General features: G+C 71.8%; 19 protein-coding genes. 11 read left to right on the top strand and 8 right to left on the bottom strand.

What is annotated here, in order from left to right:
- The first annotated feature begins 588 nt into the window (after positions 1–588).
- The 4 genes from E2E34_RS12125 to E2E34_RS12105 all read left to right on the top strand — a co-directional run bounded on the left by E2E34_RS12125 (position 589) and on the right by E2E34_RS12105 (position 5,018).
- Entirely contained in the window at positions 589–1,560 is a 972-nt protein-coding gene (locus tag E2E34_RS12125; protein ID WP_138901903.1) for a tetratricopeptide repeat protein, read from the top strand.
- Between the two features lie 777 nt (positions 1,561–2,337).
- On the top strand, positions 2,338–2,970 hold the full coding sequence (locus E2E34_RS12115; RefSeq protein ID WP_138901902.1) for a DUF6230 family protein: 633 nt from the start codon (positions 2,338–2,340) through the stop codon (positions 2,968–2,970).
- Positions 2,971–3,073: 103 nt separating this feature from the next.
- Complete coding sequence (locus E2E34_RS12110) at positions 3,074–3,613, top strand: DUF6114 domain-containing protein (protein ID WP_138901901.1); 540 nt, start codon at positions 3,074–3,076, stop codon at positions 3,611–3,613.
- Positions 3,603–5,018, top strand: a complete 1,416-nt coding sequence (locus E2E34_RS12105; protein ID WP_138901905.1) for an MSCRAMM family adhesin — start codon at positions 3,603–3,605, stop codon at positions 5,016–5,018. The genes E2E34_RS12110 and E2E34_RS12105 overlap by 11 nt, the downstream gene beginning before the upstream one ends.
- Positions 5,019–5,107: 89 nt before the next feature.
- On the opposite strand, the gene pyk is transcribed toward E2E34_RS12105, so the two are convergent.
- The 3 genes from pyk to pta all read right to left on the bottom strand — a co-directional run bounded on the left by pyk (position 5,108) and on the right by pta (position 9,935).
- Positions 5,108–6,544 (bottom strand): pyruvate kinase, encoded by a 1,437-nt coding sequence (gene pyk, locus E2E34_RS12100; RefSeq protein ID WP_138901900.1) that lies wholly within the window; start codon positions 6,542–6,544, stop codon positions 5,108–5,110.
- 74 nt (positions 6,545–6,618) lie between these two features.
- On the bottom strand, positions 6,619–7,863 hold the full coding sequence (locus E2E34_RS12095; protein WP_138901899.1) for an acetate kinase: 1,245 nt from the start codon (positions 7,861–7,863) through the stop codon (positions 6,619–6,621).
- Positions 7,860–9,935: a phosphate acetyltransferase gene (gene pta / locus E2E34_RS12090; RefSeq protein WP_138901898.1), complete on the bottom strand. Its 2,076-nt coding sequence runs from the start codon at positions 9,933–9,935 to the stop codon at positions 7,860–7,862. Before pta ends, E2E34_RS12095 begins: the two co-directional genes overlap by 4 nt.
- Positions 9,936–10,196: 261 nt before the next feature.
- On the opposite strand from pta, the gene E2E34_RS12085 reads away from it, so the two are divergent.
- The gene (locus E2E34_RS12085; protein WP_138901897.1) at positions 10,197–11,222 is read left to right on the top strand and encodes an ATP-dependent 6-phosphofructokinase; all 1,026 of its coding nucleotides are present in this window, start codon (positions 10,197–10,199) and stop codon (positions 11,220–11,222) included.
- A 120-nt stretch (positions 11,223–11,342) separates the two neighbouring features.
- Here the strand turns inward: E2E34_RS12085 and E2E34_RS12080 are convergent, their stop codons facing one another.
- The 3 genes from E2E34_RS12080 to E2E34_RS12070 all read right to left on the bottom strand — a co-directional run bounded on the left by E2E34_RS12080 (position 11,343) and on the right by E2E34_RS12070 (position 14,667).
- The gene (locus E2E34_RS12080; protein WP_167518277.1) at positions 11,343–12,020 is read right to left on the bottom strand and encodes a helix-turn-helix domain-containing protein; all 678 of its coding nucleotides are present in this window, start codon (positions 12,018–12,020) and stop codon (positions 11,343–11,345) included.
- A gap of 207 nt (positions 12,021–12,227) precedes the next feature.
- A complete protein-coding gene (locus E2E34_RS12075; protein WP_138901895.1) occupies positions 12,228–12,920 on the bottom strand; it encodes a response regulator in 693 nt (230 codons plus the stop codon).
- Between the two features lie 121 nt (positions 12,921–13,041).
- Complete coding sequence (locus E2E34_RS12070; RefSeq protein WP_138901894.1) at positions 13,042–14,667, bottom strand: sensor histidine kinase; 1,626 nt, start codon at positions 14,665–14,667, stop codon at positions 13,042–13,044.
- 130 nt (positions 14,668–14,797) lie between these two features.
- Here E2E34_RS12070 and E2E34_RS12065 point away from each other — a divergent pair, with 130 nt between their 5' ends.
- Positions 14,798–16,171 (top strand): cation:dicarboxylate symporter family transporter, encoded by a 1,374-nt coding sequence (locus E2E34_RS12065; protein ID WP_138901893.1) that lies wholly within the window; start codon positions 14,798–14,800, stop codon positions 16,169–16,171.
- Positions 16,172–16,277: 106 nt separating this feature from the next.
- On the opposite strand, the gene E2E34_RS12060 is transcribed toward E2E34_RS12065, so the two are convergent.
- Complete coding sequence (locus E2E34_RS12060) at positions 16,278–16,886, bottom strand: TetR/AcrR family transcriptional regulator (protein WP_138901892.1); 609 nt, start codon at positions 16,884–16,886, stop codon at positions 16,278–16,280.
- Between the two features lie 87 nt (positions 16,887–16,973).
- Here E2E34_RS12060 and E2E34_RS12055 point away from each other — a divergent pair, with 87 nt between their 5' ends.
- The 5 genes from E2E34_RS12055 (at position 16,974) to E2E34_RS12035 (ending at position 22,924) form a co-directional block, all read left to right on the top strand.
- Positions 16,974–18,647 (top strand): MFS transporter, encoded by a 1,674-nt coding sequence (locus tag E2E34_RS12055; RefSeq protein WP_138901891.1) that lies wholly within the window; start codon positions 16,974–16,976, stop codon positions 18,645–18,647.
- Between the two features lie 117 nt (positions 18,648–18,764).
- Complete coding sequence (locus E2E34_RS12050; RefSeq protein ID WP_138901890.1) at positions 18,765–19,646, top strand: NAD(P)-dependent oxidoreductase; 882 nt, start codon at positions 18,765–18,767, stop codon at positions 19,644–19,646.
- Positions 19,647–19,708: 62 nt separating this feature from the next.
- Positions 19,709–20,128, top strand: coding sequence for a MerR family transcriptional regulator (locus E2E34_RS12045; RefSeq protein WP_138901889.1), 420 nt, complete (start codon positions 19,709–19,711; stop codon positions 20,126–20,128).
- A 10-nt stretch (positions 20,129–20,138) separates the two neighbouring features.
- Positions 20,139–20,468: a thioredoxin gene (gene trxA / locus E2E34_RS12040; RefSeq protein ID WP_138901888.1), complete on the top strand. Its 330-nt coding sequence runs from the start codon at positions 20,139–20,141 to the stop codon at positions 20,466–20,468.
- A 164-nt stretch (positions 20,469–20,632) separates the two neighbouring features.
- Positions 20,633–22,924: a HelD family protein gene (locus E2E34_RS12035; protein ID WP_138901887.1), complete on the top strand. Its 2,292-nt coding sequence runs from the start codon at positions 20,633–20,635 to the stop codon at positions 22,922–22,924.
- On the opposite strand, the gene glgB is transcribed toward E2E34_RS12035, so the two are convergent.
- Positions 22,911–25,538, bottom strand: a complete 2,628-nt coding sequence (gene glgB, locus E2E34_RS12030; RefSeq protein WP_439333679.1) for a 1,4-alpha-glucan branching enzyme — start codon at positions 25,536–25,538, stop codon at positions 22,911–22,913. The two genes, E2E34_RS12035 and glgB, sit on opposite strands and share 14 nt — an antisense overlap.
- Positions 25,539–25,576: the final 38 nt, after the last annotated feature.

The raw sequence follows: 25,576 nt of genomic DNA, 5'->3' as shown, positions 1-25,576 counted from the left end.
GGAGGGGGGAGCGGGGGGTCGCTGGGCGGCATGCCCGCGACCATACCGGCCGGTAGGTGACTCGGCCTGGTGAGCGAGATCACCGTATACGGCGGGCGGGCCGGCCCGCTTTCGAGTTACGCTACGACCAGTAGCGAAAGAGTGGGACCAGAACGACGGCGAACGCCAGCACGACAGCGGCATTGAACGCGGCACCGCAGCGGCAATGAACGCGACAGTGAAGGCGACCGCTGGAACGGCGGCGACAGCGAAAGCTGGAGCGACAACCAGAGCAGTACAGCACTGGCGCGAGGGTGGGGACCCCGCGCCGACCCAGGTCCTCCTCGGGACCCTGAACCGTGTTCGTCCGTACGCCCCGCAACCGGCGGGGGGCTGCGGACGGGCGCGGTTCGTGTATCAGGTGTGGTTCGGAGGCCGTACAGGCGCGGATCGGGGCGCGGTCGCACGCGTCTCGCGCACGTCGCCACACGGTCTGAGCACCGTCTCCGCACGGTCTGAGCACGTCTTCAGCACGTGCCCGGCACCGGACGGTCACCGCACAGGCACAGGTTTTTTCTTTACCGCGCGCGAAAGGGGGAGGATGTACGCATGCAGCCTAGGAACATGTCCATGAGCGGCGTCGTCGACCTCGCCGCGGTGAAGGCGGCCGGCGAAGCCCGGCAGAAGGCGGAGCAGGCGCGTGCCGAGGCCGCCAGGAACGGTGGCGGAGGCGGAGTAGCCCCGTCGAGCCTGGTGATCGATGTCGACGAGGCCGGTTTTGAGCGCGATGTCCTGCAGCGCTCCGCCGAGGTCCCGGTCGTCATCGACTTCTGGGCCGAGTGGTGCGAGCCGTGCAAGCAGCTCGGCCCGCTCCTCGAGCGCCTCGCCCTCCAGTACAACGGTCGCTTCCTCCTGGCCAAGGTGGATGTCGACGCCAACCAGATGCTGATGCAGCAGTTCGGGATCCAGGGGATCCCGGCGGTCTTCGCGGTGGTCGCCGGACAGGCGCTGCCGCTCTTCCAGGGCGCGGCCCCCGAGGCGCAGATCCGGGAGACCCTGGACCAGCTGATCCAGGTCGCGGAGGAGCGCTTCGGGCTGACCGGCATCGCGGTCGACGCGGAGGCGGGCACCGGTCCGGCCGAAGCGGCCGAGGTTCCGGCCGGCCCGTACGACGCGTTGCTCGAAGCGGCGGCGCGGGCGCTGGACGCGAACGACTTCGGCGGCGCGGTCCAGGCGTACAAGAACGTGCTCGTCGACGACCCGGGCAACACCGAGGCCAAGCTGGGCCTCGCCCAGGCCGAACTTCTGGCGCGCGTCCAGGGGCTCGACCCGCAGCAGGTCCGCAAGGACGCCGCCGAGAACCCGGCCGACGTGGCCGCGCAGATCGCCGCGGCCGACCTGGACCTGGTCGGCGGTCATGTGGAGGACGCCTTCGGGCGCCTGGTCGAGACGGTGCGGCGTACGGCGGGCGACGACCGTGACGCGGCGCGCGTGCGGCTGCTGGAGCTCTTCGAGGTCATCGGCGGCGACGACCCGCGGGTGGCGCCGGCGCGAGCGGCACTGGCGAGGGTGCTCTTCTGACCGGCTGCTTCTGACCGACCGGTTCTGACCGACCGGTTCTCACCGACCGCTTCTGGCCGGCCGGTCCTCACCGGCCAGTTCAGGCCGACCGGTTCTGACCGGCCGCCGCCGACCACGTCACCGGGCCGGCTACCCCAGCCCGTCACCCGGCCGGCCAGCCCGAACCCGTCACCCCGACCGGCGTTTCCACCGGTGGTGCCCCTGGGTGGCGGTCGTTGATTTGGCGACACAGTGACAATGAGCGGCCGCGCTTTACCGAAACTTGGTAATCGCGGCCGCTGTTACTTGCAGTAAGATGATCAAGGTGTTCTGCCCGTTTCTGGGCGACAATCTCTGCGTTTTTCCCGTCACTTGACGGCACCGTCCATGGCTCGTCGATGCCGGGCGGTCGCGCTTCGGTTATCCGGCCGTTACTAGCGAGTAACGAACCCCCTTGTGCCCCGGCCGCGAATGGACCACGATCGGCCACGCTCGGTCCAATACCGCACCAGCCCGACAGCCAATCGGTGCTCGCGGTCCCGTGGGTCCCCACCGAGTCGGTCGGCGGCAGTGCTCGCCGGCCGTGGACAGGGGGGTCTCTGCCGAACGGCGGGGCCTGTCCAGCAGGTTGCGCGAATGCGTGGCCAGTGGTTGTCGCTCGGGGGTGATCGCCAGTGATTCGGAAGTCGTTCGCGCCTCCGATACGGGCGCTCTCCTTCCCGAGGACGTAGCACTTCTCCCATCCCCCTGCGGGCCCTTGCCCGTACCGGAGATGTACGTCCGAGAAGGAGGAAAGTCATGGAGTCTGCAGTTCGTGGCGGGACCAGATGGAAGCGGTTCGCCGTCGTCATGGTGCCGAGTGTGGCCGCGACGGCCGCGATAGGCGTCGCCCTCGCACAGGGCGCGCTCGCGGCGTCGTTCAGCGTTTCTGGCCAGAGCTTCAAGGTCAGCGCGGAGAAGCTCGAAGGTAAGGGCTTCTTCCAGTACGGCGGAATGGCCGAAGGCACCGACCTCGAGGGCAACAAGGCTGCCCACCCGGTCGCCGTCTCGGCGTTCAAGAGCGCCGAGATCACCAAGATGTGTCAGTCGGTCGTGACGCCCGGCGTCCCGATCTTCGGCAACATCTCCCTCCAGCTCACCGCTGGAGGAAACGGTACGCCGGTCAAGGCAGAGAACCTGTACCTGGACGTCGAGGAGCTCGGCGCCAACGCCGAGTTCAAGAACATCGACATCGGCGTGGCGGCGGGCAAGGCCACGAAGGGACCGGGTATCCAGCCGGGCACCCGGGCCAACCCGTACGGCTTCTCGCAGCAGGCCGACTCGGCCGTGCTGACCGACGTGAAGCAGAAGGCCTGGGCCACCACGGCCGGCACCTTCAAGCTCAGTGGTCTGAGCATGAAGCTGCACAAGGGCGTCAAGGAGTGCTACTAAGCACTCCCTCCGCGGGCGGGACGCGTGACGCGTCGCGTCGTCCCGCCCGCTACCCCCTCCCTCATCTCTGCACAGCAACACCGGTTCCAGGGAGCTGTTTTCCATGAGCGCCGAGTCCTCGGGTCCGAGCCGCGATTTCACCTACTGGCGGCTGCGCTTCCGTGCCTGGCGGGGCGGCCGGCCGTTCTGGGCGGGCCTGCTCACCGTCGTGGGCGGTGTGCCGATCGCCTGGCTTCCGTACGCCGAAATCAAGATCGGCCACCTCACGATGGCCATGGCCACCACGGCGGGAGCGGGCTCGCTGATCATCGGCGTACTGCTCGTCACTCTCGGGCTGACCATGTGGTACCACCACATCGTCCGAGTCTTCGCGGGCGTCGCCTCCATTCTGCTGGCGCTCGTCTCGATCCCCGTGTCCAATCTGGGCGGCTTCGGGGTCGGCTTCCTGCTGGCGCTGACCGGCGGAGCCCTGTCCATCTCCTGGGCGCCGGCCAAGCCGGACGCCCCCGCCGAGTACCCGGAGCGGACCGGTGAGGTCCCGCCCGCGGGCGACGCGCCGGCCGGTGTCCCGGACGGCTCGGACCACACGTACGCAACCGACACATCTGTTGACGCCAATGGCGGGAGGAACAGTGCGGGGTGACGAGGCGGAGCTGACCGCGGCCGGAGGCGACCGGACCCGTGAAAGAAGCGGGCCGCGTCACGCGGCCCCCAGGAAGTCGCTCCTGACGAAGCTGCAGATACCCGCGGGCAAGGCGATGGCCCTGGCCGCGATGCCCACGGCGGTGTTCGTCGGCATGGGGCTCACCCCCAAGCTGGCGCTCGCCGACGACCAGGTGACGAACCCCTTCGCCCCCGGCCCGTGCGTCACCCGCTCGGACACTCCTGACCCGGAAGCATCCGAGTCCACTTCCCCCTCGGCCACGCCGACACCTTCGGCCACCCCGAGCCCGGACACCACACCGGACAAGCCGGCCGAGACGCCCGGCACCGGCACCGGCACCGACGGGACGCCGAAGCCCGGCGAGACCCCGGACCCGGGCGCCGACACCACCGCGCCGGCCACCGAGCCCACCAAGGAGCCGGCGGCGGGCGGGGCCTCGACGGAGACTCCCGCGCCTGAGCCGACGGAGAGCGAGACCAAGAACCCGCTCGACCCGCTGGGCGTGGGCGACGCGATCAAGGACATCCTCGACGGGCCGGACGACAAGGAGACCGCCGCTCCGGAGCCGTCCGAGACGGACGCCGCCGACGGCGCCACCGAGCCGGACGCCGGTACCCCGGACGCCGAGAAGCCGGATGCCGAGCAGCCCGACGCCGACAAGCCGGACGCCGACAAGCCGGACGCCGACAAGCCCGGCGCCGACAAGCCGGGCGGGGTCGAGACCAAGGACCCCGCGGGCGACGCGGCGGACAAGACCGCGGACGCCATCAGGGACGCCGCGGACAAGGCCGGCGCCAAGGTCGAGGAACTCGACGACGCGGCGAAGGGCACCGCGGACGACGCCGACGAGGCGGACGGCAAGGCCGACGACCCGGCCGCCGACGCCGACGGCAAGGAGCCCTTCCCCTGCCCGACGGCGGACCCCGAGGCGCTCGCGAACGCCGAGCTCGAACAGGGCATCCCGGACCTGCCGGACGACCCGTGGATCCTGGAGAGCTCGATGCTCACCCTGCGCGGGCTCGACTACAAGGGCATCGTCGAGGTCAGGACCGGCAGCGGGAAGATCAAGAAGGTCCTGAAGTTCACCGCCAAGGAAACCGACATCAAGGATCTCCACCAGAAGGTCGTCGGCCCCAACGGCACCACGGCGCACGTACAGGCCGCGCAGGGTTCCACGTCGACCCTCCGCGACGGCACGGTGACCATGTACACGGAGGAGCTGAAGGGCAACCTCTTCGGCCTCATCCCGATCACGTTCAGCCCGGAGACACCGCCTCCGCTGAACGTCCCGATCGCCATGTTCACGAAGGTCAAGGTGACCCAGGCCGGCCAGTTCGGCGGCACGCTCAAGGTCCCCGGGCTGCACAACTTCTACACCGGCTGAACCGGCCGGCAGCACAGCGTCGCAGCGACGGCGGCGGCCCGCCCCGGATGGGGGGCGGGCCGCCGCCGTTCGTACGTCTTCGGGGGTTGTCAGGCCGCGTCGTGCCCGCCGCCGCCCAGGTGGTGCACCCGGACCATGTTGGTCGTGCCGGGTACGCCGGGGGGCGAACCGGCGGTGATGACCATGGTGTCGCCGTTGTTGTAGCGCTGGAGCTTGAGCAGCTCGGCGTCGACCAGGTCGACCATCGCGTCGGTGTTGTCGACGTGCGGCACGACGAAGGACTCGACGCCCCAGCTCAGCGCGAGCTGGTTGCGGGTGCCGACGTCGGTCGTGAAGGCCAGGATCGGCTGCGCCGCGCGGTAGCGGGACAGCCGGCGGGCCGTGTCGCCGGACTTGGTGAAGGCGACCAGCGCCTTGCCGTTCAGGAAGTCGGCGATCTCGGCGGCCGCGCGGGCGACCGAACCGCCCTGCGTACGGGGCTTCTTGCCCGGTACGAGCGGCTGGAGGCCCTTGGAGAGCAGCTCCTCCTCGGCCGCGACGACGATCTTCGACATCGTCTTGACGGTCTCGATCGGGTACGCGCCGACGCTCGACTCGGCGGACAGCATGACCGCGTCCGCGCCGTCCAGGATCGCGTTGGCGACGTCGGACGCCTCGGCGCGCGTCGGGCGCGAGTTGGTGATCATCGACTCCATCATCTGGGTCGCGACGATCACCGGTTTGGCGTTGCGGCGGCACAGCTCGATGAGCCGCTTCTGCACCATCGGGACCTTTTCGAGCGGGTACTCCACGGCCAGGTCGCCGCGGGCGACCATCACACCGTCGAACGCCATGACGACGCCCTCCATGTGCTCGACGGCCTGCGGCTTCTCCACCTTGGCGATGACGGGGACCCGGCGGCCCTCCTCGTCCATCACCTTGTGGACGTCCTTGACGTCGTCGGCGTCGCGCACGAAGGACAGCGCGACCATGTCGCAGCCCATCCGCAGGGCGAAGCGCAGGTCCTCGACGTCCTTCTCGGACAGGGCCGGGACGTTGACCGCCGCGCCGGGCAGATTGATGCCCTTGTGGTCGGAGACCACACCGCCCTCGATCACGATGGTGTGGACCTGCGGGCCCTCGACCGATACGACCTTGAGCTCGACGTTGCCGTCGTTGATCAGGATCGGGTCGCCCTTGGACACGTCGCCGGGCAGCCCCTTGTAGGTGGTGCCGCAGATCGACTTGTCACCCGGTACGTCCTCGACGGTGATGACGAACTCGTCCCCGCGGACCAGCTCGACCGGCCCCTCGGCGAACTTCGCCAGCCGGATCTTCGGTCCCTGGAGGTCGGCGAGCACGCCCACCGCGCGGCCCGTCTCCTCGGCGGCCTTGCGGACGCGGTCGTACCGGCCCTGGTGCTCGGCGTGGGTGCCGTGGCTGAAGTTGAATCGGGCCACGCTCATCCCGGCATCGATGAGAGCGACGAGCTGGTCGTGGGAGTCGACGGCGGGACCCAGTGTGCAGACGATTTTGGAACGGCGCATGAGGCGGATCCTATCGGTTTGTTTCGCTGCGGAATATTCCGTCTGGTGGAATGTACAAATGGGCGGGAGGCCGCTCAGGCGTTGACCAACGCGTAGGTCTGGCGGGCGATCTCCAGCTCCTCGTCGGTCGGTACGACGGCGACCGCGACCCGGGCGTACTCCGGCGAGATCAGTCGCGCCGCGTCCGACCGTACGGCGTTCAGATCCGCGTCCACCACCAGGCCCAGCTCCTCCAGACCCGCGATCGCGGCGGCCCGCACGGGCGCCGCGTTCTCGCCGACACCAGCGGTGAACACCACCGCGTCGACCCGGCCGAGAACGGCGTAGTAAGCGCCGATGTATTTCCTCAGCCGGTGAATGTAGATCTCGAAGGCCAGCAGCGCCCGCTGATCACCCTCGTCGATACGACGACGTATCTCCCGCATGTCGTTGTCGCCGCACAGGCCGACGAGCCCGCTCTTCTTGTTCAGCAGTACGTCGATCTCGTCCGTGCTCATTCCGGCCACCCGCTCCAGGTGGAACGTCACCGCGGGATCGATGTCACCGGAGCGCGTACCCATGACCAGCCCCTCCAAGGGGGTCAGGCCCATGGAGGTGTCGACGCAGGCCCCGCCCCGCACGGCGGTCGCCGAAGCGCCGTTGCCCAGGTGCAGCACGATGACGTTGACCTCGGACGGGTCCTTGCCGAGCAGCTTCGCCGTCTCGCGCGAGACGAACGCGTGCGAGGTGCCGTGGAAGCCGTACCGGCGGATGCGGTGGGCGTCCGCCGTCTCGACGTCGATGGCGTAGCGGGCGGCCGACTCCGGCATCGTCGTGTGGAAGGCGGTGTCGAAGACGGCGACCTGCGGCAGGTCGGGGCGCAGCGCCTGCGCCGTGCGGATGCCGGTGATGTTCGCCGGGTTGTGCAGCGGGGCGACCGGGACGAGCCGCTCGATCTCCGCCATCACCTCCTCGGTGATCACGGTCGGCGCGCTGAACTTCAGCCCGCCGTGCACGACGCGGTGGCCGATGGCGGCCAGCTCGGGGGAGTCCAGGCCCAGGCCGTCGCGCGCGAGCTCCTCGGCGACGGCCTTCAGCGCGGCCTCGTGGTCGGCGATCGGTCCGGTGCGCTCGCGCTTCTCGCCGCCGTCGGTCAGCGGGCTGTGCACCAGGCGCGAGGTCTGCTCGCCGATCCGCTCGACCAGGCCGACGGCCAGGCGCGAGTGGTCGCGCATGTCCAGGAGCTGGTACTTCACCGACGAGGAGCCGGAGTTGAGGACGAGGATGCGCTGGGCTGACGTCACGGGTGCGGTGCCTTCTCGGTTCGGGGTGGAGGTCATGCGCTCGCGTCCTGGGCCTGGATCGCCGTGATGGCGACCGTCTGGACGATGTCCTGGACCAGGGCGCCGCGCGACAGGTCGTTGACCGGCTTGTTCAGGCCCTGGAGGACCGGGCCGACGGCGACGGCGCCGGCCGAGCGCTGGACGGCCTTGTAGGTGTTGTTGCCGGTGTTCAGGTCGGGGAAGATCAGCACCGTGGCCTGGCCGGCGACCTCCGAGCCGGGCAGTTTGGTGGCGGCCACCGACGGTTCGACCGCCGCGTCGTACTGGATCGGCCCCTCGACCAGCAGATCCGGCCGGCTGACGCGCACCAGCTCGGTGGCGTCGCGCACCTTGTCGACGTCCGCGCCGCTGCCGGAGCTGCCTGTCGAGTACGACAGCATCGCGATCCGGGCGTCCACGCCGAACTTCTCGGCGGTGACCGCCGACTGGACGGCGATGTCCGCGAGCTGGACGGCGTTCGGGTCCGGGTTGACCGCGCAGTCGCCGTACACGAGCACCTTGTCGGCGAGGAGCATGAAGAAGACCGACGAGACGATCTTGGCGTCCGGCTTGGTCTTGATGATCTCGAAGGCTGGGCGGATGGTCGCGGCGGTGGAGTGCACCGAGCCGGAGACCATGCCGTCGGCCAGGCCCTCGTGGACCATCAGCGTGCCGAAGTAGTTGACGTCGGCCACCACGTCGTGTGCCAGCTCCACGCTCACGCCCTTGTGGGCGCGCAGCTTCGCGTACGTCTCGGCGAAGCGGCCGCGCAGCTCGGACGTCTGCGGGTCGATGAGCTGCGTCTTCGTGAGGTCGATGCCCAGGTCGGCGGCCTTCTTGCGCAGGACGTCGACGTCGCCGAGCAGCGTCAGGTCGCACACGTCACGGCGCAGCAGCACGTCGGCGGCGCGCAGGACCCGCTCCTCGGTGCCCTCGGGCAGCACCACGCGGCGGCGGTTGGCGCGGGCCCGCTCCAGCAGATCGTGCTCGAACATCATCGGCGTGACGTGGCCGCTGCGGGCCACCGACATCCGGGTCAGCAGGTCGGCGGTGTCGACGTACCGCTCGAACAGGCCGAGCGCGGTCTCCGCCTTGCGGGGCGTCGCCGCGTTGAGCTTGCCCTCCATGGCGAAGAGCTCGGCGGCGGTGGGGAAGGAGCCGCCCGCGACCGAGACCACGGGCGTGCCGGGCGCGAGGCGCGAGGCCAGCGTGAGGACCTCGTCGCCGGGCCTTTCGTCGAGGGTCAGGAGTACGCCCGCTATGGGCGGGGTCCCGGCGCTGTGCGCGGCGAGCGCGCCCACCACCAGGTCGGCGCGGTCGCCGGGGGTCACGACGAGGCAGCCCGGGGTCAGGGCGTTCAGGAAGTTCGGCAGCATCGCGCCGCCGAAGACGAAGTCCAGGGCGTCGCGCGCCAGCCCCGCGGGATCGCCGAGCACCACCTTGCCGCCGAGGGCGTGGGTGATCTGGGCGACCGTGGGGGCGGCCAGCGCGGGCTCGTCGGGCAGCACGTAGCAGGGCACCGGCAGGCGGGCGGCCAGGCGCTCGGCGACCTCCGCGCGGTCCGCGGGGGCGACCCGGTTGGCCACCATGGCGAGGACCTGGCAGCCGAGGGCCTCGTACGCGCGGTACGCGTTGCGGGTCTCGGCGCGCACCGCGTCGGCGGGCTGGTTCTTGCCGCCGACCACCGGGATGACCGAGGCGCCGAACTCGTTGGCCAGGCGCGCGTTGAGGGCCAGTTCCTCCGGCAGCTGGGTGTCGGCGAAGTCCGTGCCGAGCACGAGGACGACCTCGTAGTCCCGCGCCACCGTGTGGAAGCGGTCGACGACACGGGCCACCAGTTCGTCGGTGCCCTTCTCGGCCTGGAGCGCCGCCGCCTCCTGGTAGTACATGCCGTACCCGGTCTCCGGGTCCTGCGACAGCCGGTAGCGGGCACGCAGCAGATCGAAGAGCCGGTCCGGCCCGTCGTGCACCAGGGGGCGGAACACGCCCACCCGGTCCACCTGGCGCGTCAGGAGCTCCATGACTCCCAGCTCGATGACCTGCCGGCCGTCTCCCCGGTCGATCCCGGTCACGTACACGCTGCGCGTCACGCGTGCTCTCCGTCCAGATAGGGTGGTCTTGCCCTCTTGACAATACCTGTGTGGGTGGATAGGGCGCCCGCCGGGCAGAGGGCCTGCCGAGGCCGCGACCGAAGGTCTCGCACGGGCGAATCCGACGGTGCGCGCGACCCCTCCGTACGGTTCGATGCGGGCCCTTATGGAGGAGTAGCCGTAAGCGCCGAGCCCATGCGAGCCGTGAAACAATCGGATTCTGGCTCACATGTACCACTAGCGAGCAGGAGACACAGCACGATGCGTATCGGAGTCCTCACCGCAGGCGGAGACTGCCCCGGGCTGAACGCAGTGATCCGGTCGGTCGTGCACCGGGCCGTCGCCGGCCACGGCGACGAAGTCATCGGCTTCGAGGACGGATTCAAGGGCCTGCTCGACGGCCATTTCCGCCCCCTCGACCTGGACGCCGTCAGCGGCATCCTGGCCCGCGGCGGCACGATCCTCGGCTCCGCCCGCCTGGAGCGCGACCGGCTGCGCGAAGCGGCCGAGAACTGGCACGAGTTGGCCGGGCGCTCCGGCATCGACGCGCTCATCCCCATCGGCGGCGAGGGCACGCTGACCGCGTCCCGGATGCTCGCGGACGCGGGGATGCCGGTCGTCGGCGTACCGAAGACGATCGACAACGACATCAACGGCACCGACCGCACCTTCGGCTTCGACACGGCCGTGGGCGTCGCGACCGAGGCAATAGACCGTCTGAAGACCACCGCCGAGTCGCACCAGCGCGTGATGGTCGTCGAGGTCATGGGCCGGCACGCCGGGTGGATCGCGCTGGAGTCCGGCATGGCGGGCGGCGCGCACGGCATCTGCCTGCCGGAGCGGCCCTTCGAGGTCGACGACCTGGTGAAGATGGTCGAGGAACGCTTCTCGCGCGGCAAGAAGTTCGCGGTCGTCTGCGTCGCGGAGGGCGCGCGTCCGACCGAGGGGTCCATGGCGTACGAGAAGGGCGTCATCGACCAGTTCGGTCACGAGCGGTTCACCGGCATCGGCAACCGCCTCGCCGGCGAGCTGGAGCGGCGCCTGGGCAAGGAGGCGCGGCCGGTCATCCTCGGCCACGTCCAGCGCGGCGGCACCCCGACGGCGTACGACCGTGTCCTCGCCACCCGCTTCGGCTGGCACGCGGTGGAGGCGGTGCACCGCGGCGACTTCGGCAACATGACGGCGCTGACCGGCACCGAGATCACGATGGTGCCGCTGGCGGCGGGCGTCGAGGAGCTCAAGACGGTGCCCGAGGAGCGGATGTGCGAGGCCGAGTCCGTGTTCTGACCGGCACCGGCACCGGCGCCCGCGCCGTGTCACGTGCCGAGCGGCCAGCCGCCCCCGACGGGGGGCCGGGGCCGCCCGGGCGCGTTCGGGCCCGCTCGCGGAGGGCGGCGAGGCCGCCGGTCAGGCCGGGGCCAGCCGCCAGAAGTGGCCGACGATCTCGTCCAGGAACTCCCGGCCCGTCGCGCCGTCGCCCGAGTCGCTGCCGCCCCAGCTGAGCGTCGCCACCATCCTGGACTGGTAGTCGGCGTGCAGGCGCTGCAGGACGTCCTCCAGCTGGCGCCGGGGCACCGGAACCAGCTTGGCCGTCGGCCGTACGTACGCCTGCCAGCGGGTCGTCACCGCGCTGCACAGCACCTCGGCCAGGTCCTCGTCGCGGCCCGTCGCCGTGACGAACTCCCGGGGCGACAGGCCGAGCACCTCGGAGAGCGCCGCGGACTGCCGCTCGTTGCCGCGCCACCGCCCGGAGTCCTCCATCCGCTGGTACGCGACCGGGTCCACGCCCACCATCCGCGCCAGGTCCGGGGCGCCGAGACCCCGCGCCATCCGGTGCTCGCGCAGCGTCCCGGGGGCCGCGATCAGGTCGCCCACCGCGCACCACAGGACACCGGCGAGCGCGGTGATCTCCTGCGCGTCGGGCGCGCGCTGGCCGCGCTCCCACGCGACGACGAGGTCGGGGCCGATGTTCAGGCCGTACTGCGCGCGGAGCCCGTAGGCGACGTGGCCGGGGGCCATGCCCAGGCCCTCGCGCAGACGGCGCGCGGCGAGGGCGTTGAAAGGCGGAGAGGGGTGCACGGGCACACCGTACGGAGAGGCGGGCCCCGATGACTACGGTGCGTTCCCCCAAGATCACAACTCGTAGGAACGTCCTACCTTCGCACCGCCACTCCCGCACTGCTCACGTTACCCTCCGGTCACCCCAGCACCACCCCGCCCCGCGCCGAACCACCGCACCGGGCGGCGTGGGACCGGTGGCTCCGGGAAGGCCGCGCCGCCCTCAACTCCGGCTCAGCGTACGGTGATCCAGCGGTAGTGCAGCTCCGGGCGGCCGACCTGTCCGTACTGCGGGGCGCGCTCGGCGCGGCCCGCCGCGACCAGGTGCTCCAGGTACCGGCGGGCGGTGATCCGCGAGATCCCGAGCGCGGCGGCGGCCGCGGCGGCGGTGGTCCCCTCCGGCGCTCCGCGCAGGGCCCGGGTCACCGCCTCCAGCGTCGGGGCGCTGAGCCCCTTGGGGAGGGCGGCGGGCTGGGGCGAGCGCAGGGCGGCGAGCGCCCGGTCCACCTCGTCCTGCCCGCTGGCCTCGCCGGCGGCGGCGCGGAACTCGGCGTACCGGGTGAGGCGGTCGCGCAGGGTGGCGAAGGTGAAGGGCTTCAGCACGTACTGGACGACGCCGAGGGACACCCCTTCGCGTACGACGGCCAGATCCCGGGCCGAGGTGACGGCGATGACGTCGGCGGTGTGCCCCGCCCCGCGGAGCGAGCGCACGAGCTGCAGGCCGTGGCCGTCGGGCAGGTACAGGTCGAGGAGCAGCAGGTCGACGGGTTCCCGGTCGAGGGCCCGCACCGCCGCCGCACGCGAGTGCGCCACCCCGGCGACGGCGAAGCCGCTGACGCGGCCGACGTACAGGGCGTGCGCGTCGGCGGCGACGGGGTCGTCCTCGACGACGAGCACCCGGATCGGGGGAGGGGCGGCGGCGCTCACGCGGCTCCCTCCGGGTGCGGCGGACGGACCGGTGACGCGGCCCCCGCGGCGTTCGGGGAGCGGGGCCCGGGGCGACGCGGCCCCGGTGCGCGAGGGGGCCGGTGGCGCAGCGCCTGCCGGGTCATGCGCGCACCCCCGCTGTCCGCGGCGTCGCTCGGGCGGTCAGCGGCAGCCGTACGGTGAACTCCGCACCGCCGCCCGGCGCGTCGCTCAGCGCTATCGCGCCGCCTCCCCGGTGCACCGTCTGCCGGACCAGCGCGAGCCCGAGCCCGCGACCCGCGCTCTTCGTCGACCAGCCGCGGGCGAAGACCGCGTCCGCGGCGCCCGGGTCGACGCCCGGCCCGGTGTCCGCGACGCGCAGCAGCAGCTCGCGGCCCCGGTCGGTGCGGGCCGTCACCGTGACCCGGGCGCCGTCACTGCCCTGCGCCGCGTCCACCGCGTTGTCGATCAGGTTGCCGAGGATCGTCACCAGGTCGCGGGCGGGCAGCGTGCCCGGCAGGAGGCCGTCGTCGATCCGGCTGTCCTCGTCGAGTACGAGCGCCACGCCCCTCTCGTTCGCCTGCGCCGCCTTCCCCAGCAGCAGCGCGGCCAGGACCGGCTCGCCCACCGCGCCGACGACCTGGTCGGTCAGTGCCTGGGCCAGCTCCAGCTCGGCCGTGGCGAACTCCACCGCCTCGTCCGCGCGGCCGAGTTCGATGAGGGAGACGACGGTGTGCAGGCGGTTCGCCGCCTCGTGGGCCTGCGAGCGCAGCGCCTGGGTGAAGCCGCGTTCCGAGTCCAGTTCGCCGGAGAGCGCCTGGAGTTCGGTGTGGTCCCGCAGGGTCACGACCGTGCCGCGCTTCTCCCCGCCGCTCACCGGGCGGCTGTTGACGACGACCACCCGCTCCGCCGTCAGGTGCACCTCGTCGACGCGCGGCTCGGGGGCGAGCAGTGCCGCCGTCAGCGGGCCCGGCAGGTCCATCTCGGCCACCGGGCGGCCGACCGCGTCCGGCCCGAGTCCGAGCAGCTCGCGTCCGCCGTCGTTGATCAGCGCGATGCGCTGCCGCCCGTCCAGCATCAGCAGCCCCTCGCGCACCGCGTGCAACGCCGCCTCGTGATAGTCGTGCATGCGGCTCAGTTCGCGGGCGTTCATGCCGTGGGTGTGCCGCCGCAGCCGGGCGTTGATGACGTACGTACCGAGGCCGCCCAGGGCCAGCGCGCCGGACGCCACGCCGAGCAGCGCCGCGACCTGCTGCCGCACCTGCGCGCTGATGGCCTCGATGGTGATGCCCGCGCTGACGAGGCCGATGATCCGCCCGCCCCGGGCCTCGGTGTCCCGTACCGGCGCCACCACGCGCACCGACCGCCCCAGCACTCCCACGTACGTCTCGTCGAAGGTGCGGCCCGCCAGGGCGGGGCCGGTGTGCCCCAGGTACGTCCTGCCGATCTCCTGCGCCTGGGGATGCGTCCAGCGCGTACCGTCCGGCGCCATGATCGTGACGAAGGTGACCCCGGCCTCCTTGCGCAGTGCCTCGGTGTACGGCTGGAGGCGTCCGGTGGGGTGGCCGGAGCGGGCGGCCTCGATCACCGCCGGGGACCTGGCGACGGCGATGGCGGTCGCGTAGACCTGCCGGCGCGCGGTCTCCTCGGCCTGGGACCGGTCCGAGACGTACGCGAACACCGAGCAGCCCGCCACGATGGCCGCCACCAGGACGACCTGCATCGCGAAGAGCTGGCCGGCCAGGCTGCGGGGGCGGGAAAGGCGCATGCGGCAAGTGTGCCCGGCCGGGAAGCCGTGAACTCAATGCACGCAACGGTGACGGGGGTCACAGCGTGATGGATAGTCGCCGGGACCCAACGGGACGTGGGTATCGCAGGACAATCTCGAGGAGGCCCCCGTGGCAGGCACACCAGGCACAGCAGCCGCAAGGCGGGACCGCACGCACTACTTGTACATCGCCGTCATCGTCGCCGTGGTCCTGGGCGTCGCGGTGGGCTTTGCCGCCCCCGGTGTGGCCGTCGAGCTCAAGCCGCTCGGCACCGGCTTCGTCAATCTGATCAAGATGATGATCTCGCCGATCATCTTCTGCACGATCGTGCTGGGCATCGGCTCGGTCCGCAAGGCCGCCAAGGTCGGCGCGGTCGGCGGCATCGCGCTCGGCTACTTCACCGCGATGTCGCTGGTCGCCCTCAGCATCGGCCTCGTCGTCGGCAATGTGCTGCACCCCGGCGACAGCCTGGCGGTGACCGACGCGGTCAAGGAGGCGGGACAGGGCCAGGTCGCCCCGGAGGCCAAGGACACCGTCGAGTTCCTGCTCGGGATCATCCCCACCACGTTCGTGTCGGCCTTCACCACCGGCGAGGTCCTCCAGACCCTCCTGGTGGCGCTGCTCGCCGGCTTCGCGCTCCAGGCCATGGGCGAGGCCGGCCGGCCCGTGCTGCGCGGTGTCGAGCACATCCAGCGGCTGGTGTTCCGCATCCTGGCCATGGTGATGTGGGCGGCGCCGATCGGTGCCTTCGGCGCGATCGCGGCCGTCACGGGATCGGCCGGTCTGGACGCTCTCAAGAGCCTCGCCGTGCTGATGCTGGGCTTCTACGTCACATGCTTCCTCTTCGTCTTCATCGTGCTGGCCGCGCTGCTGCGCCTCGTCGCGGGGCTCAACATCCTCACGTTCTTCAAGTACCTGGGCCGTGAGTTCCTGCTGATCCTGTCCACGTCGTCGTCCGAGTCCGCCCTGCCGCGCCTCATCGCGAAGATGGAGCACCTGGGCATCAGCAAGCCGGTGGTCGGCATCACGGTTCCGACCGGCTACTCCTTCAACCTCGACGGCACCATGATCTACATGACCATGGCCTCGCTCTTCATCTCCGACGCCATGGGCTCCCCGATGTCCGTCGGGGAGCAGATCCCGCTGCTGCTCTTCCTCCTCGTGGCGTCGAAGGGCGCGGCGGGCGTCAGCGGGGCCGGACTGGCCACCCTGGCCGGTGGCCTCCAGTCGCACCGCCCGGAGCTGGTCGACGGCGTCGGCCTGATCGTCGGCATCGACCGCTTCATGAGCGAGGCGCGCGCCCTGACGAACTTCGCGGGCAACGCGGTGGCGACCGTCCTGGTCGGCACGTGGACGAAGGAGATCGACAAGGAGCGGGTCGACCAGGTACTGGCGGGCCTGGCCCCCTTCGACGAGAAGACCCTGCTCGACGACGCGCCCGCCGAGGCGGACGACGCGCGGTCGCCGGCGCGGGAGGACGACAAGGCCGTGGCGAAGGTGTAGGCGGTGCGGGCGGGACCCCGCACGGGGGAAGGGGGCGCGACCGGTGACGGCGCGCCCCTTCCGCGCGCGCACCGCGCCTGTCCGGGCCCCGCCTGCTCCGGGCCCGCTACTCGACCGACGTCAGCAGTTCCGCCACCCGCTCCGGCGGCACGCCCGCCGTGAGCAGGGCCGTCGACGCCGCCGCGCGGCCGCCGTCGGCCGCGTCCAGCGCACCGTCGTTGACCGCTTCCATCAGGCCGAAGAGCGTCTGCTCGTGTACGTAGCCGAGCGCGGCCGGCGGCAGTGTGGAGGTGAACACCCCGGCGTCCGCGCCGCGCCGCAGCAGGTCGACGCACTCCTTGCGGACCGGGGCCAGCCGCTGCTTGATGCCCTCCATCGTCACGCTGCGCTGGGCGAGCGCGACGAGCAGCCGGTAGCGGTCGGCGATCCGCCAGACCGCCAGCGTCGCCCGGGCGAGTGCCTCGGCGGGGTCGGCGACACCCTCCCGGCCCGCCGCGTGCGCCTGCGAGACGGCGGCGACCGCGCTGTCGACCAGCGCCGCGACAAGTGCCTCCCGGCTCGGGAAGTGCCCGTACACCGTCCTGCGGACGACACCGGCCGCCCGCGCGATCTGGTCCATGGAGGCGTCCGGGTCGCGCAGCAGTTCGGCGAGCGCGACGTCCAGGATGCGGCGGCGGTTGGCGTCGGCCCTGATACCGGAGGTCATGCTCCCCATTTTGCACATCGCTGTGCAGCCCGTTAAATTGCACATTGTTGTGCAGTTGCACAGTCATGTGCAAAACCGTGGGAAGGGTGTGGAGCCATGCGCCTGGTCGTGAACCAGCCGGTGGAGGAGATGGAGCAGCCGTACCGGCGGCGCTGGTGGGCGCTGCTCGTCCTGTGCCTGAGCCTGCTGATCATCGTGATGGCGAACACCGCCCTGACGGTGGCCGCACCCGACATGACCCAGGACCTCGGGCTCAGCAGCGCGGACCTCCAGTGGGTCATCGACGGCTACACCGTCCCGTACGCCGCGCTGATGCTGCTGCTCGGCGCGATCGGCGACAAGTACAGCCGGCGCGGGGCGCTCGTGCTCGGGCTCGTCGTCTTCGGCGGGGGAGCGGTCGCCGGCTCGCTGGTGGACAGCTCCGAGGGCGTGATCGCGGCCCGCGCGGTGATGGGCGTCGGCGCGGCGATGATCATGCCCGCCACGCTCTCGCTCCTCGCCGCGACGTTCCCGCGCGCCGAGCGCGCCAAAGCCATCGTGCTGTGGACGGCCACCGCCGGACTCGCCATCGCGGCGGGCCCGCTGGTCGCCGGGGCGCTGCTGGAGAGCCACGGCTGGGCGTCGACGTTCCTGATCAACGTGCCGGTCGCGGCTCTGGCGATTGTCGGTGCGTTCGTGCTGATCCCGCCGTCGAAGGCCGCCCGCCACGGGCGCATCGACTACGTCGGCGGGCTGCTGTCCGTCGTCTGGGTCGCCGCCCTCGTCTACATGATCATCCAGGGCCCGCACTTCGGCTGGGGCGCCCAGGCGATCACCGCCGCGGTCGTCGCCGGGGCCGGACTCGTGCTGTTCGTCGTCTGGGAACTGCGCCACCCCCGGCCCGTCCTGGACGTACGCCGCTTCCTCGACCGGGGCTTCGCCGGCTCGAACCTCGCCGTCGCGCTGTTCTTCCTCGCGGTCTTCGGCGCGTTCTACTTCCTCACCCAGCACCTCCAGTTCGTGCTCGGCTACAACGCCTTCGAGACGGGCGTACGGATGCTGCCGCTGGCCGGCGCCGTCTTCGTCGGCTCCGCGCTGACCGGCTTCCTCACCCCCCGCCTGGGCATGAGGACCACGGTCACGGCGGGCATGGCCGGAGGCACGGCCGCCCTGGCCCTGCTCACCCGCGTCGACGCGGCCTCCACGTACGGCGACTTCGTGCTGCCGCTGGTCGTGCTGGGCCTGGCCATCGGGCTGTCCCTCTCCCCGTGCACCGACGCGATCATGGGCGCCTTCCCCGAGTCCGAACTGGGCGTCGGCGGCGCCGTCAACGACACCTCGCTCGAACTCGGCGGCTCGCTGGGCATCGCCATCCTCGGTTCGGTGCTGGCCGGTTCGTACTCCTCGCACCTCGCCGACGCCACCGTCGGCACGAAACTGCCCGCGGACGCGCTGACCACCGCCCAGGACTCGGTCGGCGCCGGTTACGCCGTCGCCCAGGGCATCGGCGAGCAGGCCAAGCAGCTCGCGGGCCAGGCGGCGAAGGCCGGTACGCCGGAGCAGGCGGCCCAGCTCAAGGGCCAGTCCGGTCAACTCGCCGAAGGAGCCCGGCAGATGGCCGACGCGGTCGGCGCGGCCTTCTCCGACGCGGTCGCGCACACCAGCCTGGTCGGCGCGGCCGTCCTCGGCGCCGGAACGGTCCTCGTCGCCGTACTCCTGCCGCGCCGGACCCGGGTGCCCGCGCAGGACGCCCCGGAGCCGGCCCGCGAACCGGCACGCACGGGCGCCTGAAACCGCGCACGGCGTTGTGCCGGCCGGACCGCGACCGTCACCGGCCCTGAGGCGTACGGGTACTGACAAAAAAGTGGGTACTTGTCCCACCGGCGGCGGCCCCGAAGCATGGTGGTCATGACTTCCGACCACCTTGCTCCTGTCGCTGTTCTCGGCCTCGGCGCCATGGGCCGCGCTCTCGCCGGCGCCTTCCTGGACGCCGGGCACCCCACCACCGTCTGGAACCGCTCCGGGGGGAAGGGTGGGGACCTCGTCGCGCGCGGCGCGGTCCTCGCCCCGTCCGCCGAAGAAGCCGTTCGCCGCGCGGAGTTGACCGTCGTCTGCGTGGTCGACTACGACGCCTCGCAGGCGATCGTCGAACCGCTGGCCGACGCTCTCGCCGGCCGTGTCCTGGTCAATCTGACGTCCGACTCCCCGGAGCGCGCCCGTACGGCGGCGGCCTGGGCGGACGAGCACGGCATCGCGTATCTGGACGGTGCGGTGATGGTGCCGACCCCGCTCGTCGGCGGGCCGCAGGCGCTGATCCTGTTCGCCGGCGCCCGGCCGGTCTTCGAGAAGTACGAGAGCACCCTCAAGGCCCTGGCCGGGCAGGCCGCCCACCTGGGGGAGGACCACGGGCTCGCCGCCGTCTACGACCTGTCGATGCTGGACCTCTTCTACGCGAGCATGTCCGGCCTGGTGCACGCCTTCGCCCTGGCCCGGGAGGACAAGGTCGCCGCCACGGCTCTCGCCCCGTACCTGAACTCCATCGTCGCGATCCTGCCGGACATCGCGTCCGGCATGGCGAGCGCGATCGACGCGGGCGACTACGACGGCCAGGAGGCCAACCTGGCCATGATGGCCGCGAGCGTCGACCACCTCCTGCACATGTCGCGGGACCGGGGCCTCGACACGGGCCACCTGGAGGCGATCAAGGCCGTCGCCGACCGTGCGATCGCCCAGGGCCACGGCGCCGACGACTGGGCGAGCACGATCGAGGCGCTCAAGCCGAAGAGCTGAGCACCGCCCGTCCCGCACTCCTTCCTTGCCTTGACGCCGACGTCAAGGACTACCGTCGGGCCATGCGAATCGGCGAGCTGGCGGAGCGCGCGGGGACCACCACCCGGGCGCTGCGCTACTACGAGTCCCGCGGTCTCCTCCCCGCCCGGCGCGCGGTCAACGGGTACCGCACGTACGACGAGGACGACCTGCGGCTCCTCCAGCAGATCCGGACCCTGCGGGACTTCGGGTTCGAGCTGGAGGAGACCCGCCCCTTCGTGGACTGCCTGCGGGCCGGCCACCCGGCGGGGGACTCCTGTCCGGCCTCGCTGGACGTCTACCGGCGCAAGCTCGCCGAACTGGACGCACTGATAGGGCAGTTGGACGCCGTACGCACGCAGGTGGGCGCCCAGCTGGCGCGCGCCGAGCTGGAAGCCGGAGCGGCGCTGCCGGGTGGCCCCGAGCCGCGCTGCGAACTGACGCACAACGGACCGACGGACTGAGGAGACAGTGATGGTGCGAGCAACAGGGGTGGACGAGGTCACGGACGCGTCCTTCGAAACCGAGGTACTGAAGTCCGGCCGGCCCGTCCTGGTGGAGTTCACCGCCGACTGGTGCGGCCCGTGCCGTCAGCTCGCTCCCGTGCTGAGCGCGGTGGCCCGGGAGGAGGCCGACCGGCTGAAGGTCGTCCAGCTGGATGTGGACGTCAATCCCGAGACGACGCTCCGCTACGGCGTGCTGTCCATGCCGACGCTGATCGTCTTCCGGGACGGCGAGCCCGTACGGCAGATGGTCGGCGCGCGCTCCAAGCGGGGGCTCCTCCAGGAACTCGCGGACGCGTAGCGCACCCGGCGGGCGCGCCCACGGCGCCGACGCGGGCAAAAGAAATACCCCGGGGAATTGACACCCGGGGTATTTCTCTGCGTATATTGAGCGTTTCTGCGACCTGATTTAGATTGGGTTACAGAGGTGCCGTATGAACACAGCGTAGCTTGTTGGGAGCTAAATTGTCAACCGAGGAATTTCAGAAAGAGCAGGAATTCATCACCGGTCTCTACGAGCGCCTCGACGACCTGCGCGCGGAGGCCGAGGGCACCGTGCGGTCGGCGTTGACGCAGGTGGCGTCCGGCCAACAGGCGAAACTCGAACGCGATGTGCTGGTGGCCGAGCAGTCCGGGCTGCTCGCCGCGTTCAACGCCGGGGAGAGCGGGCTGTGCTTCGGGCGGCTCGACTTCCAGGACGGGCGCCAATACCACATGGGCCGCATCGGAATCCGGCAGAACGACGCCGATCGCACCCCTCTTGTCGTCGACTGGCGGGCCGACATCGCCCGCCCCTTCTATCTCGCGACCGGTTATTCCCCGATGGGCCTGCGCCGTCGCCGGCACATCACCACCGAGGGCCGCACCGTCACCGCGCTGCACGACGAGATCCTGGATCTCACCGACACCACCCGCACCGGCCACGAGGGCTCCGCCGCCGACACCGTGCTGCTCGCCGCGCTCGACGCGGCGCGCTCCGGCCGCATGCACGACATCGTGCAGACCATCCAGGCCGAGCAGGACCGCATCATCCGCGCCTCGCACCAGGGCGTCCTGGTCGTCGAGGGCGGCCCCGGCACCGGCAAGACCGTCGTCGCGCTGCACCGGGCGGCGTACCTGCTCTACGCGTACCGGGACCTGCTCGCCCGCCGCGGCGTGCTGATCGTCGGACCCAACCCGGCCTTCCTCGCCTACATCGGCGAGGTGCTGCCCTCGCTCGGCGAGACCGGCGTACTGCTGGCGACCGTCGGAGAGCTCTTCCCGGGCATCACCGCCACCGGCACCGACACCGCGGCCGCCGCCGAGGTCAAGGGCCGCGCCGCCATGGCGGACGCGCTCGCCCGGTGCGTACGGGACCGCCAGACCGTGCCCGACCCGGGCATCGAGATCGAGCACGACGACGGCACGCTCGTGCTGGACCGGGCGATGGCCGAGGACGCCCGCGCCGCCGCCCGCCAGACCGGGCTGCCGCACAACCTCGCCCGCCCCCACTTCGCGTTCCGGATCATCGACGCGCTGACCGAACAGCTCGCCGACCGCATCGGCGCCGACCCGTACGGCGGCCCGAACTTCCTCGGCCCCGACGACATCGCCCAGCTCGGCAAGGCCATCGCGCTCAGCGGCGAGGTGCACGCGGTGATCGACACGCTGTGGCCGATGCTCACCCCGCAGCAGCTCGTCACCGACTTCCTCGCCGAACCGGCCCACCTCGCGGACCTCGACGCCGAGCTGATCCGGCGCACCGGCGGCCCGTGGACCCCCGCCGACGTGCCACTGCTCGACGAGGCCGCCGAACTCCTCGGTGAGGACGACTCGGCCGCCCGGGCCGCCGAGGAGGCCGAACGCCAGCAGCGCATCGCCTACGCGCAGGGCGTGCTGGACGTGGCGTACGCGTCCCGTACCTACGAGTTCGAGGACAAGGAGGAGCTGGACAAGGACGCGTCCGAGGTCCTGGGCGCGCACGACATCGTCGACGCCGAGCGGATGGCCGAGCGCCACGAGGAGGCCGACCACCGCAGCGCGGCCGAACGCGCCGCCGCCGACCGCACCTGGGCCTTCGGCCACATCATCGTCGACGAGGCGCAGGAGCTGTCCGCCATGACCTGGCGGCTGCTGATGCGCCGCTGCCCCACCCGCTCCATGACGCTGGTCGGCGACCCGGCGCAGACCGGTGACCCGGCGGGCTGCGACTCCTGGCGGCAGATCCTCGACCCGTACGTCGGCGACCGCTGGGAGCACACCCGCCTCGGCGTCAACTACCGCACGCCCGCCGAGATCATGCGGGTGGCCGCCGGGGTCCGCCGGGCCGAGGACCCCGCCTTCGAGCCGCCGGGTTCCGTCCGCTCCACCGGCGTACGGCCCCGGGCGCGCGCGGCGCGTGCGGACGACCTCGCCCGTACCGTCGGGCGGACGGTCGCGGACGAGGCGCCGCACGAGGGCCGGCTGGCCGTCGTCGCACCCGCCGCCCTGCACCCGCGACTCGCCGCCGAACTGCCCGGCGCGTCGTACGGACCGGCCCCCGACCTCACCCGTGACGTCGTGCTCCTCGACCCGCGCCAGGCGAAGGGCCTGGAGTTCGACACCGTGGTCGTCGTCGAGCCCGGACAGATCCTCGCCGGGTCGCCGCGCGGAGCCAACGACCTGTACGTGGCGCTGACCCGCGCCACGCAGCGGCTCGCCGTCGTCCACACGGGAGCCCTTCCCGAAGCCGTCCGGGAAGGGCTCGCGCGGGAGGCGGAGACGGTCAGGCCGGCTTGAACCACACCGTCGCCAGCGGCGGCAGCGTCAGCTCCAGATGCGGCCGGCCGCCGTTCGCCCCGGCCGGCTCCGGCTTGAGCGGCTCGGCGTTGCGTACGTCGCTGCCGCCGTACCGCGCCGCGTCCGTGTTCAGGACCTCGGTCCAGGCCGGGATCAGGTCCGGTACGCACAGCCGGTAACCCTGGCGCACCACCGGCGAGAAGTTGGAGACGGCCAGCAGCGGGCCGCTCTTCGCGTCGAAGCGCAGGAACGCGAAGACGTTGTCCTCGGCGGCGTCGCCCAGCACCCAGGCGAAACCGTCGGGGACGGTGTCCAGCTCCCACAGCGCGGGCGTCTCGGCGTACACCTGGTTGAGGTCGCGGACCAGGTCACGCACGCCCCGGTGGTCCGGCTCCGCCGAGTACGACGGGTCGAGCAGCCACCAGTCGGGCCCGTGCCCCTCCGACCACTCCGCTCCCTGGGCGAACTCCTGCCCCATGAACAGGAGCTGCTTGCCGGGGTGCGCCCACATGTAGCCGAGGTACGCGCGTTGGTTGGCGCGCTGCTGCCACCAGTCGCCCGGCATCTTGCTGACCAGCGCCTGCTTGCCGTGCACCACCTCGTCGTGCGAGATCGGCAGCACGTAGTTCTCGCTGTACGCGTACACCATCGAGAACGTCATCTCGTTGTGGTGGTACTTGCGGTGCACCGGCTCCTTGCTGACGTACACCAGCGAGTCGTGCATCCACCCCATGTTCCACTTGAGCCCGAAGCCCAGGCCGCCGCTGTCCGTGGGGCGGGTGACGCCGTCCCAGGCCGTGGACTCCTCGGCGATCGTCACGACGCCCGGGTTGCGGCGGTAGACGGTCGCGTTCATCTCCTGGAGGAAGGCGACCGCGTCCGGGTTGTCACGGCCACCGAACTCGTTGGGCGCCCACTGGCCCTCCTCGCGCGAGTAGTCGAGGTAGAGCATCGAGGCGACCGCGTCGACGCGCAGGCCGTCGATGTGGAACTCCTCGCACCAGTACGTGGCGTTGGCGACCAGGAAGTTGCGCACCTCGGGACGCCCGTAGTCGAATTCGAGCGTGCCCCAGTCGGGGTGCTCCGAGCGCCTCCAGTCCTCGTGCTCGTAGAGGTTGGGGCCGTCGAACCGGGCCAGCGCCCAGTCGTCCTTGGGGAAGTGCGCCGGGACCCAGTCCATGATGACGCCGATGCCCGCCCGGTGCAGCGACTCGACCAGGTACCGGAAGTCGTCGGGTGTGCCCATGCGGGCCGTCGGCGCGTACAGGCCGGTGACCTGGTAACCCCACGAGCCCCCGAAGGGGTGCTCGGCGACCGGCATCAGCTCCACATGGGTGAAGCCGAGGTCGGCGACGTACGCCGGAAGCTGCTCCGCGAGCTCGCGGTACGACAGCCCGGGCCGCCAGGACGCGAGGTGCACCTCGTAGACCGAGAACGGCGCCTGGTGCACGGGGCGGTCGGCGCGGTGCTCCATCCACTCCTGGTCGCGCCACTCGTGGTGGGAGGCCGTCACGATCGAGGCGTTGGCGGGCGGGCACTCGGTGCGCCGGGCCATCGGGTCCGCGCGCATCGTGTGGCTGCCGTCGGGGCGCATGATCTCGAACTTGTACAGCGTTCCCTCGCCGACGCCGGGAACGAACAGCTCCCAGACGCCGGACGAGCCGAGGGAACGCATCGGGAACCCGGTGCCGTTCCAGTAGTTGAAGTCGCCCGCGACGCGTACGCCTCGCGCGTTCGGCGCCCAGACGGTGAAGCGGGTGCCGGCCACGCCCTGGTGCGTCATCGGCTGCGCGCCGAGCGCCCGCCACAGCTCCTCGTGGCGGCCCTCGCCGATCAGGTACAGGTCGAGTTCGCCGAGCGCGGGCAGGAAGCGGTACGGGTCCTGCACCTCCAGCTCGTTGTCGTCGTACGTGACGACCAGGCTGTACTCCGGCGGCACCGCGTCCAGCGGCAGTACGCCGGAGAACAGCCCGTCGCCGTCGTCGTGCAGCGCGGCGCGGTGGCCGCCGGCCAGCACGGTGACGCCCCGGGCGAAGGGCCGCAGGGCGCGGAAGACGACCCCGGCCCCGCCGTCGGCCGGGTGGGCGCCCAGGAGCCCGTGCGGGTCGTGGTGGCCGCCGGCCAGCAGCCGGTCCCGGTCGCCGCCCCGCAGGGCCGGGCCGTGCGGCTCCGGCTCCGGTTCGCCGCCGCCCGGTGCGGGGGCGGCGGGTCCGGTGGCCCGGACGGCCTTCGGCGCCGAGCCGGGGAGCCGGTCCGCGGGAGGGGTGGCCCGCCGCGGCTTGGTGGCCTTGGCCGGCTTGGACGCCTTGGTCGCCCGGGCCGCCTTGGAGGCGGCGGCCCGGGGCCCGCCGGACTCGGCGTCCCGCGCGGCCCCGGCGGCGGAGTCGGGAGCGGCGGCGGCGGGCTGCGCGGCCTTGGCGGTCCTGGCCGGCCCGGTCTGCTTCGCGGCCCGGGCGGGCTTGCGCGGCGGCGGGGTCTCGGCGGCCACCAGGGGCTGCGGAGCCTCCTGCGTCGCGTGCGTCGGCTTGACGGCCTCGGCCTGCTTCGGCGCCCGGGCGGACTTGGCCCGCTCGCGCGGCGGTGCGGGCGGCGCGGTCTCGGGCGGCGTGGGCACGTTCGGGGATTCGGCGGACTTGCGGGACGGTGGACGGG

Origin of the sequence: Streptomyces albidochromogenes (assembly GCF_005981925.1) — a bacterium.
GTDB lineage: Bacteria > Actinomycetota > Actinomycetes > Streptomycetales > Streptomycetaceae > Streptomyces > Streptomyces albidochromogenes.
This window is presented reverse-complemented; position numbering and strand designations above follow the sequence as displayed.

What these genes read in the sequence shown, in the direction of transcription:
- E2E34_RS12070 (WP_138901894.1), bottom strand. Translation starts at nt 14,667, where the DNA reads ATGCGCCTTTCCCGCCCCCGCAGCCTGGCCGGCCAGCTCTTCGCGATG.
- E2E34_RS12085 (WP_138901897.1), top strand. Translation starts at nt 10,197, where the DNA reads ATGCGTATCGGAGTCCTCACCGCAGGCGGAGACTGCCCCGGGCTGAAC.
- E2E34_RS12050 (WP_138901890.1), top strand. Translation starts at nt 18,765, where the DNA reads ATGACTTCCGACCACCTTGCTCCTGTCGCTGTTCTCGGCCTCGGCGCC.
- E2E34_RS12055 (WP_138901891.1), top strand. Translation starts at nt 16,974, where the DNA reads ATGCGCCTGGTCGTGAACCAGCCGGTGGAGGAGATGGAGCAGCCGTAC.
- E2E34_RS12115 (WP_138901902.1), top strand. Translation starts at nt 2,338, where the DNA reads ATGGAGTCTGCAGTTCGTGGCGGGACCAGATGGAAGCGGTTCGCCGTC.
- E2E34_RS12125 (WP_138901903.1), top strand. Translation starts at nt 589, where the DNA reads ATGCAGCCTAGGAACATGTCCATGAGCGGCGTCGTCGACCTCGCCGCG.
- E2E34_RS12095 (WP_138901899.1), bottom strand. Translation starts at nt 7,863, where the DNA reads ATGACCTCCACCCCGAACCGAGAAGGCACCGCACCCGTGACGTCAGCC.
- pyk (WP_138901900.1), bottom strand. Translation starts at nt 6,544, where the DNA reads ATGCGCCGTTCCAAAATCGTCTGCACACTGGGTCCCGCCGTCGACTCC.
- E2E34_RS12110 (WP_138901901.1), top strand. Translation starts at nt 3,074, where the DNA reads ATGAGCGCCGAGTCCTCGGGTCCGAGCCGCGATTTCACCTACTGGCGG.
- E2E34_RS12060 (WP_138901892.1), bottom strand. Translation starts at nt 16,886, where the DNA reads ATGGGGAGCATGACCTCCGGTATCAGGGCCGACGCCAACCGCCGCCGC.
- E2E34_RS12045 (WP_138901889.1), top strand. Translation starts at nt 19,709, where the DNA reads ATGCGAATCGGCGAGCTGGCGGAGCGCGCGGGGACCACCACCCGGGCG.
- trxA (WP_138901888.1), top strand. Translation starts at nt 20,139, where the DNA reads ATGGTGCGAGCAACAGGGGTGGACGAGGTCACGGACGCGTCCTTCGAA.